Genomic DNA, 13,001 nt, shown 5'->3' with positions numbered 1-13,001 from the left:
CTCACACTATAACGTTCCAACGTATTAAACGCGTTCAATAACGGTAGCGATGCCCTGACCCAAACCAATACACATGGAGGCCAGGCCGAACTGCGCATCGCGACGTTCCATAATGTTCAGCAACGTCGTGCTGATGCGTGCGCCTGAGCAGCCTAACGGATGGCCCAACGCGATGGCGCCGCCATTGAGGTTGACCTTGTCATCGAGCCTGTCTGACAGGCCGAGATCGTTGATGCAGGGCAGAACCTGCGCGGCAAAAGCCTCGTTAAGTTCAAAAACATCAATGTCATTTACGCTCAGCCCGGCGCGCTTCAGTGCCAGCTTGCTGGCCGGGACCGGGCCGTATCCCATAATGGAAGGATCGCATCCCACTACTGCCATACTTTTAATGCGTGCACGGGGTTTCAGGCCCTGCTCTCGTGCGTGGCTTTCACTCATGATCAACATGCCCGCCGCCCCGTCTGATAACGCTGACGAACTGCCCGCAGTGACTGTTCCGTTCACCGGATCGAAGGCAGGCCGCAGTGCTGCCAGTCCTTCCAGGCTGGTATCTTCACGGATGACTTCGTCAACGTCATAGCGTTTCAGGACGCCATCGGCATCGTGACCATGCAGCGCAACAATTTCATTGGCAAAATCGCCACGCTGCGTGGCCTGCCAGGCACGCTGATGAGAGCGCAAAGCAAAAGCGTCCTGCTGCTCGCGGCTGATATGGTGCATGCGCGCCAGCATCTCTGCCGTTAGCCCCATCATCCCTGCGGCTTTCGCAACGGTACGGCCTAAACCCGGATGAAAATCGACGCCATGGTTCATGGGGACATGCCCCATATGTTCGACACCGCCAATTAAACAGGTCTGAGCATCGCCGACCATGATTGCGCGTGCGGCGTCATGTAAGGCCTGCATTGAAGAACCGCAAAGACGGTTAACCGTTGTCGCCGGAACGCGGTGCGGGATTTCAGCCAGCAGCGCGGCGTTGCGGGCAATGTTGAAGCCTTGCTCCAGCGTTTGCTGCACGCAACCCCAGATAATGTCGTCCAGCGTGGCGGCATTCACCCCCGGATTGCGGTTCAACAGAGCACGCATGACATGCGCGGACAGGTCCTCGGCGCGTACATGGCGAAATGCCCCACCTTTTGAACGGCCCATCGGCGTACGCACCGCGTCAATAATTACCACATTTTCCATTTTGATTACCTCAGGCGCTTCTGAACGCGGCTTCATCGATCGGTTTGACGGCGGGATACCAGCTTTCGTGTTGGCGCGCTTTCTCAAGCAGCAGGGCAGGGAGCGCATACAGCCCACCCAATGACGAATAACGTTTCGCCTGATCCACCACGTTGCCGTTACCCAAAGTGTCGAGATAACGGAAAGCGCCGCCACGGAAAGGCGGGAATCCCAGACCATAGACCAGCGCCATGTCTGCTTCAGCAGGTGAGGCGATAATCTTCTCTTCCAGGCAGCGAACCACTTCATTCAACATCGGCAGCATCATGCGATTCAGAATCTCTTCATCGCTGAATATCCGTTTAGGCTGGCAGGCGGGTTCGAGTAAGGCATCGACCTCTGCATCGGACACTTTTTTCGGTTTCCCTTTTTTGTCTTCTTCCCAGCGCCAGAAACCCAGACCATTTTTCTGACCAAAACGCTTCGCCTCAAACAGAATATCGATCGCATCGCGATAGTCTTTTTTCATCCGTTCAGGAAAACCGTCCGCCATGACGCTTTGCGCATGATGCGCGGTATCAATGCCCACGACATCCAGCAGCCATGAAGGCCCCATCGGCCAGCCAAACTGTTTTTCCATTACCTTGTCGATCTGGCGGAAGTCCGCACCATCACGCAACAGCATGCCGAAGGCAGCGAAGTAGGGGAACAAAACGCGGTTAACAAAGAAACCCGGACAGTCATTCACCACCACCGGGGTTTTACCCATTTTACTGGCCCAGGCGACAACTTTACCCAGCGTGGCCTCACTGGTTTTCTCTCCACGGATCACCTCTACCAGCGGCATACGTGGAACCGGGTTAAAGAAGTGCATGCCACAAAAATTTTCTGGACGCTGCAACGCCTGCGCCAGATGGCTGATGGGGATGGTTGAGGTGTTTGACGCCAGAATGGCATCAGCGCGCATATGGGTTTCGGTTTCAGCCAGAACGCTGGCCTTGATTTTCGGATTTTCGACGACGGCTTCTACCACGATGTCGGCCTGGTCGAAACCGGCATAATCGAGAGTAGGCTGAATAGTGGCAATGACGCTGGCCAGCTTGTTTCCGTCTATTTTACCGCGTTCCAGTTGCTTATTCAGAAGCTTACTGGCTTCATTCATGCCCAGCGTCAGCGCCTGCGGATTGATATCCTTCATTTTAACCGGCACGCCTTTCCATGCCGATTGATAGCTGATTCCACCGCCCATAATACCGGCGCCCAGCACGGCGGCCTGTCTGGGCGTGCCGCTTTCACTACTGCGTTTTTTGGCCAGACTTTTGATGTACTGATCGTTGAGAAAAATCCCGACGAGCGCGCGGGCCACATCTGACTGTGCCAGCGGAACAAACGCTGCGGTTTCCAGCTTTAGCGCATCATCGCGGCCCAGCGCTGCTGCCGCTTCAATGGTTTTAACGGCAGTGACTGGCGCAGGGTAGTGTTTCCCCGCCGTTTGCATCACCATGCCTTTGGCTATCGTAAAGCTCATCGCGGCTTCAACGGGGCTGAGTTTCAATGGAGCCAGTTTAGGGGCGCGACGGGCACGCCAGCTGCCGTCGTGGGCGGCCGCTTTTAGCATGGTTAACGCAGCATCACGCAGCTTATCGTTGCTGACAACCGCATCCACCAGACCCAGTTTCAGCGCTTCAACACCGTCAACATCTTTGCCTGCGGCAATGATTTCCATTGCACTGTCGGCACCTAACAGACGAGGAAGACGCACGCTGCCGCCAAAACCCGGCATGATGCCCAGCTTCGTTTCCGGTAACCCCATGCGGGCCGTCGGTGTGGCAACGCGCAAATCCGTGGCCAGTACACATTCACAGCCACCGCCCAGCGCATAGCCCTCAATCGCCGAGATCGTGGGCACCGGCAAATCTTCCAGACGATTGAAGATACTGTTGGCGAAGGTCAGCCACTGGCTCAGTTTCTCTGTCGGCGCATCAAAGAGCGCCAGGAATTCAGTAATGTCCGCACCCACGATAAAGGCGGGTTTTGCTGATCGCAGAAGCACACCGCGCAGGCCGGCATGTTTTTCCAGCACCGTTACCGCATCGCCAAGACTGGCCACGGTTTGCGTATCCAGCTTGTTAACGGAGCCGGGGGCATCAAATACCAGCTCGACAATACCATCGTCCAGCTGGTGAAGAGTGAGGTTAGCGCCTTGGTAGAGCATGTACGTCTCCTGAAACCGCGAAAGGTGATCTGGTCATACCAGATGATCGTGAGTTTGGGAGGGATGTTAATTTTTTGCAAACAGGTCTTTGTTTATTTGCTAACAAGATCACAGCCACGGGGAACCCGGCATCCGGATTTTGCCTGTGATAAACTGCGGCTTTTCCGGACACTGGAGAGGCGGCAATGGATTCACTTAAGAGCTTGTATCACGCGCATATTACGACCTTGCAACAACGTGCTCAGCAGGTATTGGCACGTCATAAACTGGACGCCATGCTGATCCATTCCGGCGAGCTACTCACCGTATTTCTGGACGACCACACGTATCCGTTTAAGGTCAACCCGCAGTTCAAGTCCTGGGTGCCGGTAACACAGGTACCTAACTGTTGGCTGTGGATCGATGGCGTGAACAAACCGAAATTGTGGTTCTATTCGCCGGTGGATTACTGGCACAACGTTGAACCGCTTCCGCACAGTTTCTGGACCGACGACATTGAGATTATCGGGCTGGCAAACGCGAATGCCATTGGCGATCTCCTGCCTGCTCAGCGCGAAAATGTTGCCTATATTGGCCCGGTCATCGAACGCGCTGCGCAGTTAGGCATTACGGCAGGCAACATCAATCCTAAAGCGGTGATCGATTTCCTGCATTATCACCGCAGTATTAAAACTGACTACGAACTGAGCTGTATGCGTCAGGCGCAGAAAATTGCCGTGGCAGGACATCGCGCTGCCAAAGAAGCGTTTGCGGCAGGTCTGAGTGAATTCGATATTAATCAGGCGTACCTGACCGCGACTGGTCATCGCGATACGGATGTCCCTTACGGCAACATTATTGCATTGAACGAACATGCTGCCGTGTTGCATTACACCAAACTGGATCATCAGCCACCGGCTAAGCGCTACAGTTTCCTGATTGATGCCGGGGCGGAATATCAGGGATATGCCGCTGACCTGACCCGCAGCTATGCCGCACAAAGCGGATCGCTGTATGCCAAAATGGTGGAGGCGATGAATGCGGAAGAGCTGGCCTTGATTGCGACGTTGAAAGCGGGCGTGCGCTACACCGATTACCATCTGCAAATGCATCAGCGCATTGCAAAATTGCTGGTGAAGTTTGATTTGGTCCACGGCATCAGTGAAGAGGCGTTGGTGGCCGAAGACCTGACCGGTCCGTTTATGCCACACGGTTTAGGTCATCCGCTGGGCCTGCAGGTTCATGATGTCGCCGGATTTATGCAGGATGAAAGCGGGACGCACCTGGCTGCGCCAGCGCAATATCCTTACCTGCGTTGCACCCGTGTCATCCAGCCGGGGATGGTGTTAACCATCGAGCCAGGCTTCTACATTATTGATTCACTGCTGGCACCGCTGCGCGCTGGCAAATTCAGTGCGCATTTTAACTGGCAGGCACTGGATGCGCTTAAGCCTTACGGCGGCATTCGCATTGAAGATAACGTGGTTATTCATGCTAATCGCGTTGAAAACATGACGCGCGACCTGCACCTCGCCTGATGGAGGCTTACGATATTCCTGCGCAAGCGCTGAGCGTGAGCGAGGAAACCATCAAAAAGAGCCGGTTTATTACGTTACTGGCGCACACGGACGGTGTCGAAGCCGCGCGGGCTTTTGTCCAGCAGGTAAAACAGGATCATCCGACGGCCCGGCATCATTGCTGGGCCTGGGTGGCGGGCGCGCCGGATGATTCGCAGCAGTTGGGGTTTTCCGATGACGGCGAACCTTCGGGAACGGCGGGGAAACCTATGCTGGCGCAGTTGATGGGGGCGGGCATAGGGGAAATCACCGCCGTCGTCGTACGTTACTACGGCGGCATCATGCTGGGAACGGGCGGTCTGGTAAAGGCTTATGGCGGCGGTGTCCAGCAAGGGCTGAAACAGCTTGAGCGCCAGCGAAAAGTCCCGGTAAGGTTATTCACGTTGCAGTGTGACTACGCCCAGTTGAGCGACATTGAGCGTCTGGTGCAGCGCTACGACGGCAGCATTACTGAAAGTCAGTATTGCGACCGTATCGCGATGACGCTGGCTTTGCCTTATGGACAAATTGAGGGATTTAAGCAAAATCTGTCAGACTTCAGCCGGGGTGCGTTAACGCTTCTTCCGCTTACATCATGATGTTCTTCTCTTTAACTAAAGGAACGGCTTAATGCATTTTCGCGCCATTACCCGCATTGTCGGTCTGCTGGTGATCCTCTTCTCGGTGACGATGATTGTACCCGGCCTCGTTGCGCTGATTTATCGGGATGGTGCCGGCCGCGCCTTCAGCCAGACGTTTATGATGGCTCTGGTGATTGGTTCATTATTGTGGTGGCCAAACCGTAAGAAGAAAACGGAGCTTAAGCCGCGCGAAGGGTTTCTGATCGTGGTTCTGTTCTGGACCGTGCTGGGCAGCGTCGGGGCCATGCCGTTTATCTTTGCCGAACAGCCGCATCTGTCGGTTACCGATGCCTTTTTTGAATCCTTTTCCGGGTTAACCACCACCGGTGCAACGACGCTGGTGGGGCTGGACTCTTTGCCTAAAGCGATTCTGTTCTATCGCCAGATGCTGCAGTGGCTTGGCGGTATGGGAATCATTGTGCTCGCGGTGGCGATTCTGCCCATTCTGGGCGTCGGTGGGATGCAGCTTTACCGTGCCGAAATGCCCGGTCCGTTGAAAGACAATAAGATGCGTCCGCGTATTGCCGAAACGGCCAAGACGCTATGGCTTATCTATGTATTACTGACGGTGGCCTGCGCACTGGCATTATGGTTTGCCGGAATGCCCGCCTTCGATGCCATTGGGCACAGCTTTTCGACGATTGCTATTGGGGGATTTTCAACCCACGATGCCAGTATCGGCTATTTCCAGAGCGGCACCATTAATACGATTGTGGCCGTGTTCCTGCTGATCTCCGGCTGTAACTACGGCCTGCACTTCTCTTTACTGAGTAACCGCAATCTTCGGGTGTACTTACGCGATCCCGAATTTCGTATGTTTATCGGTGTGCAACTGACGCTGGTACTGATCTGTACAGTGGTACTGTGGTTCCATAATGTTTATGACAGTGGCTGGCAAACGTTGAATCAGGCGTTTTTCCAGGTTGTCTCGATGGCGACGACAGCGGGATTCACCACAGACAGTATTGCGCGCTGGCCGCTGTTCCTGCCGGTTTTGCTGCTGTGCTCTGCGTTCATTGGCGGCTGTGCCGGTTCGACGGGCGGTGGCCTGAAAGTGATCCGCATCCTGCTGCTGTGTAAACAGGGGAATCGCGAACTCAAACGCCTTGTCCATCCCAATGCGGTTTACACCATTAAGCTGGGTAATCGCGCGTTGCCAGAACGCATCCTGGAAGCGGTCTGGGGATTCTTCTCTGCGTATGCGCTGGTCTTCCTGATCAGTATGCTGGCCATTATTGCCACCGGCGTGGATGATTTTTCTGCGTTTGCCGCGGTCGCCGCAACGTTAAACAACCTGGGGCCCGGTCTGGGTGTTGTAGCGGATAACTTCACCTCAATGAATGATGTGGCAAAGTGGATTTTAATTTCGACTATGCTGTTTGGTCGCCTTGAGGTATTCACGTTGCTGGTGTTATTCACGCCAACCTTCTGGCGAGAATAACTAATAAGGATGCAGATGATGAAAGCATTAATTCTCTTTTCGACCCGTGACGGTCAGACGCAAAAAATCGCTTCCGCTATGGCGGAGGCGATTAAGGGCGAGCAAGCGTGCGATGTGATGAATATTCAGGATGCAGACGCGATTGACTGGCAGCAATATGATCGGGTGCTGATTGGGGCTTCAATCCGTTATGGTCACTTTCAGCCCGCCGTAAACGAATTTGTTAAGCAGAACCTGGCCGCATTGCAGCAGCGCGTCAGCGGCTTCTTCTCCGTGAATCTTACGGCGCGAAAGCCAGAGAAGCGGACGCCGGAAACCAATGCCTATACCGTTAAGTTTTTAGCGCAGTCGCCCTGGAAGCCCGATTGCTGTGCGGTTTTTGCTGGTGCACTGTATTATCCCCGCTATCGTTGGTTTGATCGGGTCATGATTAAGTTGATTATGCGCATGACCGGCGGCGAAACGGATACGACGAAGGAAGTTGAGTATACGGACTGGGAGCAGGTGCGCGGTTTCGCCAGAGATTTTGCACAGTTACCAGGCAAATCGTACTGAAATAACGCGATCTGGCGAAATTTGAGACGAACAGTAATATTTTTGCAATTAACCCTTGTCAGGCCGCGCGAACTCCCTATAATGCGCCTCCATCGACACGGCACAACGGCTTACGGAATGCGGTGTTGAGAGGGTCAGGCAACTGAGCCGCCGGAGAAAAACTTCTGAAAAAGAGGTTGACTCTGAAGGAGGAAAGCGTAATATACGCCACCTCGCAACAGACGGTTAACCCGCTGGTTGCACTGCTCTTTAACAATTTATCAGACAATCTGTGTGGGCACTCGCAGGATTGATATCCGCGTCTCCGGACGCAAAAAATATCAAGTCTTAAGAGTGAACACGTATTGAAATTCATTACGACGTTTTCCTTGAGCATCGCTGCACTGGTTGCAGCAAATCAAACTTTAAATTGAAGAGTTTGATCATGGCTCAGATTGAACGCTGGCGGCAGGCCTAACACATGCAAGTCGGACGGTAGCACAGAGGAGCTTGCTCCTCGGGTGACGAGTGGCGGACGGGTGAGTAATGTCTGGGAAACTGCCCGATGGAGGGGGATAACTACTGGAAACGGTAGCTAATACCGCATAACGTCGCAAGACCAAAGTGGGGGACCTCCGGGCCTCACACCATCGGATGTGCCCAGATGGGATTAGCTTGTAGGCGGGGTAACGGCCCACCTAGGCGACGATCCCTAGCTGGTCTGAGAGGATGACCAGCCACACTGGAACTGAGACACGGTCCAGACTCCTACGGGAGGCAGCAGTGGGGAATATTGCACAATGGGCGCAAGCCTGATGCAGCCATGCCGCGTGTATGAAGAAGGCCTTCGGGTTGTAAAGTACTTTCAGCGGGGAGGAAGGTGGTGAGGTTAATAACCTCATCAATTGACGTTACCCGCAGAAGAAGCACCGGCTAACTCCGTGCCAGCAGCCGCGGTAATACGGAGGGTGCAAGCGTTAATCGGAATTACTGGGCGTAAAGCGCACGCAGGCGGTCTGTTAAGTCAGATGTGAAATCCCCGGGCTTAACCTGGGAACTGCATTTGAAACTGGCAGGCTTGAGTCTCGTAGAGGGGGGTAGAATTCCAGGTGTAGCGGTGAAATGCGTAGAGATCTGGAGGAATACCGGTGGCGAAGGCGGCCCCCTGGACGAAGACTGACGCTCAGGTGCGAAAGCGTGGGGAGCAAACAGGATTAGATACCCTGGTAGTCCACGCCGTAAACGATGTCGACTTGGAGGTTGTTCCCTTGAGGAGTGGCTTCCGGAGCTAACGCGTTAAGTCGACCGCCTGGGGAGTACGGCCGCAAGGTTAAAACTCAAATGAATTGACGGGGGCCCGCACAAGCGGTGGAGCATGTGGTTTAATTCGATGCAACGCGAAGAACCTTACCTACTCTTGACATCCAGCGAACTTTCCAGAGATGGATTGGTGCCTTCGGGAACGCTGAGACAGGTGCTGCATGGCTGTCGTCAGCTCGTGTTGTGAAATGTTGGGTTAAGTCCCGCAACGAGCGCAACCCTTATCCTTTGTTGCCAGCGATTCGGTCGGGAACTCAAAGGAGACTGCCGGTGATAAACCGGAGGAAGGTGGGGATGACGTCAAGTCATCATGGCCCTTACGAGTAGGGCTACACACGTGCTACAATGGCGCATACAAAGAGAAGCGACCTCGCGAGAGCAAGCGGACCTCATAAAGTGCGTCGTAGTCCGGATCGGAGTCTGCAACTCGACTCCGTGAAGTCGGAATCGCTAGTAATCGTGGATCAGAATGCCACGGTGAATACGTTCCCGGGCCTTGTACACACCGCCCGTCACACCATGGGAGTGGGTTGCAAAAGAAGTAGGTAGCTTAACCCTCGGGAGGGCGCTTACCACTTTGTGATTCATGACTGGGGTGAAGTCGTAACAAGGTAACCGTAGGGGAACCTGCGGTTGGATCACCTCCTTACCTGAAGATACCTTCGTGCGAAGTGCTCACACAGATTGTCTGATAGAAAGTCACGAGCAGAAAAAACCTCTACAGGCTTGTAGCTCAGGTGGTTAGAGCGCACCCCTGATAAGGGTGAGGTCGGTGGTTCAAGTCCACTCAGGCCTACCAAATTTCTCCTCATGCTGCGTTATGCGCGCGGTCGTTTACAGAGGTAAACTTCCCTTCCGCATGCCTTGCCTGAGAAGAAATTGCATTCCTCCATGCGAAGAATGTGTACTCGGTTGAGTGGTAGTAGTGGTCTCTGCAGTAACTGTATGGGGCTATAGCTCAGCTGGGAGAGCGCCTGCCTTGCACGCAGGAGGTCAGCGGTTCGATCCCGCTTAGCTCCACCATACTTGCTGTTTTTTCTGACAATACTTCAGAGCGTACCGGCGACGGTGTGCTGCGAAGTATTATGCTCTTTAACAATCCGGAACAAGCTGAAAATTTGAAACGACGCACGTCGTGTTCCTCCGTAATAAGGAACACAGCACGATGCGTTCGGGTCTCTCAAAAGCTCATAACACGCAAGCGCAAAACGCCTGTGGGTTGTGAGGTTAAGCGACCAAGCGTACACGGTGGATGCCCTGGCAGTCAGAGGCGATGAAGGGCGTGCTAATCTGCGATAAGCGCCGGTAAGGTGATATGAACCGCTATAACCGGCGATACCCGAATGGGGAAACCCAGTGTGACTCGTCACACTATCATGCAGTGAATACATAGCGGCATGAGGCGAACCGGGGAACTGAAACATCTAAGTACCCCGAGGAAAAGAAATCAACCGAGATTCCCCCAGTAGCGGCGAGCGAACGGGGAGGAGCCCAGAACCTGCATCAGCTTGTGCATCAGTGGAAGCGTCTGGAAAGTCGCAGGGTACAGGGTGATACTCCCGTACACAAAGGTGCACAGGCTGTGAGTTCGATGAGTAAGGCGGGACACGTGGTATCCTGTCTGAATATGGGGGACCATCCTCCAAGGCTAAATACTCCTGACTGACCGATAGTGAACCAGTACCGTGAGGGAAAGGCGAAAAGAACCCCGGCGAGGGGAGTGAAACAGAACCTGAAACCGTGTACGTACAAGCAGTGGGAGCACCTTCGTGGTGTGACTGCGTACCTTTTGTATAATGGGTCAGCGACTTATATTCTGTAGCAAGGTTAACCGTATAGGGGAGCCGCAGGGAAACCGAGTCTTAACTGGGCGTTAAGTTGCAGGGTATAGACCCGAAACCCGGTGATCTAGCCATGGGCAGGTTGAAGGTTGGGTAACACTAACTGGAGGACCGAACCGACTAATGTTGAAAAATTAGCGGATGACCTGTGGCTGGGGGTGAAAGGCCAATCAAACCGGGAGATAGCTGGTTCTCCCCGAAAGCTATTTAGGTAGCGCCTCGTGAATTCATCTCCGGGGGTAGAGCACTGTTTCGGCTAGGGGGCCATCCCGGCTTACCAACCCGATGCAAACTGCGAATACCGGAGAATGTTATCACGGGAGACACACGGCGGGTGCTAACGTCCGTCGTGAAGAGGGAAACAACCCAGACCGCCAGCTAAGGTCCCAAAGTCATGGTTAAGTGGGAAACGATGTGGGAAGGCACAGACAGCCAGGATGTTGGCTTAGAAGCAGCCATCATTTAAAGAAAGCGTAATAGCTCACTGGTCGAGTCGGCCTGCGCGGAAGATGTAACGGGGCTAAACCATGCACCGAAGCTGCGGCAGCGACGCGCAAGCGTTGCTGGGTAGGGGAGCGTTCTGTAAGCCGTCGAAGGTGTGCTGTGAGGCATGCTGGAGGTATCAGAAGTGCGAATGCTGACATAAGTAACGATAAACAAGGTGAAAAACCTTGTCGCCGGAAGACCAAGGGTTCCTGTTCAACGTTAATCGGAGCAGGGTGAGTCGACCCCTAAGGCGAGGCCGAAAGGCGTAGTCGATGGGAAACAGGTTAATATTCCTGTACTTGGTGTTACTGCGAAGGGGGGACGGAGAAGGCTATATCGGCCGGGCGACGGTTGTCCCGGTTTAAGCGTGTAGGTGTGTGTGCCAGGCAAATCCGGTGCACTTTACACTGAGGCGTGACGACGAGGCACTACGGTGCTGAAGTGATAAATGCCCTGCTTCCAGGAAAAGCCTCTAAGCATCAGGTAACACGAAATCGTACCCCAAACCGACACAGGTGGTCAGGTAGAGAATACCCAGGCGCTTGAGAGAACTCGGGTGAAGGAACTAGGCAAAATGGTGCCGTAACTTCGGGAGAAGGCACGCTGGCGCGTAGGTGAGGGGACTTGCTCCCGGAGCCGAGGCCAGTCGAAGATACCAGCTGGCTGCAACTGTTTATTAAAAACACAGCACTGTGCAAACACGAAAGTGGACGTATACGGTGTGACGCCTGCCCGGTGCCGGAAGGTTAATTGATGGGGTTATCCGTAAGGAGAAGCTCTTGATCGAAGCCCCGGTAAACGGCGGCCGTAACTATAACGGTCCTAAGGTAGCGAAATTCCTTGTCGGGTAAGTTCCGACCTGCACGAATGGCGTAATGATGGCCAGGCTGTCTCCACCCGAGACTCAGTGAAATTGAAATCGCTGTGAAGATGCAGTGTACCCGCGGCAAGACGGAAAGACCCCGTGAACCTTTACTACAGCTTGACACTGAACACTGAGCCTTGATGTGTAGGATAGGTGGGAGGCTTTGAAGCGTGGACGCCAGTCTGCGTGGAGCCGTCCTTGAAATACCACCCTTTAATGTTTGGTGTTCTAACGTGGGCCCGTAATCCGGGCTGCGGACAGTGTCTGGTGGGTAGTTTGACTGGGGCGGTCTCCTCCCAAAGCGTAACGGAGGAGCACGAAGGTTGGCTAATCCTGGTCGGACATCAGGAGGTTAGTGCAATGGCATAAGCCAGCTTGACTGCGAGAGTGACGGCTCGAGCAGGTGCGAAAGCAGGTCATAGTGATCCGGTGGTTCTGAATGGAAGGGCCATCGCTCAACGGATAAAAGGTACTCCGGGGATAACAGGCTGATACCGCCCAAGAGTTCATATCGACGGCGGTGTTTGGCACCTCGATGTCGGCTCATCACATCCTGGGGCTGAAGTAGGTCCCAAGGGTACGGCTGTTCGCCGTTTAAAGTGGTACGCGAGCTGGGTTTAGAACGTCGTGAGACAGTTCGGTCCCTATCTGCCGTGGGCGCTGGAGAATTGAGGGGGGTTGCTCCTAGTACGAGAGGACCGGAGTGAACGCACCGCTGGTGTCCGGGTTGTCACGCCAGTGGCACTGCCCGGTAGCTAAGTGCGGAAAAGATAAGTGCTGAAAGCATCTAAGCACGAAACTTGCCCCGAGATGAGTTCTCCCTGAGGCTCCGAGCCTCCTGAAGGGACGTTGAAGACGACGACGTTGATAGGCCGGGTGTGTAAGCGCAGCGATGCGTTGAGCTTACCGGTACTAATGACCCGTGAGGCTTAACCTTACAACGCCAGAGGCGTTTT

The 13,001-nt window shown here is 54.2% G+C and carries 6 protein-coding genes, 2 tRNA genes and 2 rRNA genes; 8 read left to right on the top strand and 2 right to left on the bottom strand.

The genetic code is table 11. The features are described from left to right. Nucleotides 1–24: 24 nt before the first annotated feature. On the bottom strand, nt 25–1,188 hold the full coding sequence (fadA, locus tag C1N59_RS19740) for an acetyl-CoA C-acyltransferase FadA (RefSeq protein ID WP_006121482.1): 1,164 nt from the start codon (nt 1,186–1,188) through the stop codon (nt 25–27). A gap of 10 nt (nt 1,189–1,198) precedes the next feature. Next, on the bottom strand, nt 1,199–3,382 hold the full coding sequence (gene fadB / locus C1N59_RS19735) for a fatty acid oxidation complex subunit alpha FadB (RefSeq protein WP_394550114.1): 2,184 nt from the start codon (nt 3,380–3,382) through the stop codon (nt 1,199–1,201). A gap of 185 nt (nt 3,383–3,567) precedes the next feature. Between fadB and pepQ the strand changes: the two genes are divergently transcribed. The 8 genes from pepQ to C1N59_RS19695 all read left to right on the top strand — a co-directional run bounded on the left by pepQ (nt 3,568) and on the right by C1N59_RS19695 (nt 12,982). Then, nucleotides 3,568–4,899, top strand: coding sequence for a Xaa-Pro dipeptidase (gene pepQ / locus C1N59_RS19730; protein ID WP_039343611.1), 1,332 nt, complete (start codon nt 3,568–3,570; stop codon nt 4,897–4,899). Beyond that, nucleotides 4,899–5,516 carry an IMPACT family protein gene (locus C1N59_RS19725; protein WP_162286656.1) on the top strand — a complete coding sequence of 206 codons (618 nt, stop codon included), beginning with the start codon at nt 4,899–4,901 and terminating at the stop codon, nt 5,514–5,516. The genes pepQ and C1N59_RS19725 overlap by 1 nt, the downstream gene beginning before the upstream one ends. Nucleotides 5,517–5,547: 31 nt before the next feature. After that, entirely contained in the window at nt 5,548–6,999 is a 1,452-nt protein-coding gene (gene trkH / locus C1N59_RS19720) for a Trk system potassium transporter TrkH (RefSeq protein ID WP_033737393.1), read from the top strand. Nucleotides 7,000–7,017: 18 nt separating this feature from the next. After that, nucleotides 7,018–7,554, top strand: coding sequence for a menaquinone-dependent protoporphyrinogen IX dehydrogenase (gene hemG / locus C1N59_RS19715; RefSeq protein ID WP_033737395.1), 537 nt, complete (start codon nt 7,018–7,020; stop codon nt 7,552–7,554). A 406-nt stretch (nt 7,555–7,960) separates the two neighbouring features. After that, nucleotides 7,961–9,502: ribosomal RNA gene (locus tag C1N59_RS19710) — 16S ribosomal RNA — on the top strand. A gap of 73 nt (nt 9,503–9,575) precedes the next feature. Then, nucleotides 9,576–9,652, top strand: a tRNA-Ile gene (locus tag C1N59_RS19705). Nucleotides 9,653–9,800: 148 nt separating this feature from the next. Further along, a tRNA-Ala gene (locus C1N59_RS19700) sits at nt 9,801–9,876 on the top strand. A 202-nt stretch (nt 9,877–10,078) separates the two neighbouring features. Next, a 23S ribosomal RNA gene (locus C1N59_RS19695) occupies nt 10,079–12,982 on the top strand. The 16S and 23S rRNA genes sit together here with 2 tRNA genes alongside, the layout of an rRNA operon. The last annotated feature ends 19 nt before the right edge of the window (nt 12,983–13,001 follow it).

The sequence above is a fragment of the Pantoea sp. SGAir0183 genome (assembly GCF_043545505.1).
The sequence above is the reverse complement of the archived record's forward strand: the minus strand, read 5'-3'. Positions and strand labels throughout refer to the sequence as shown.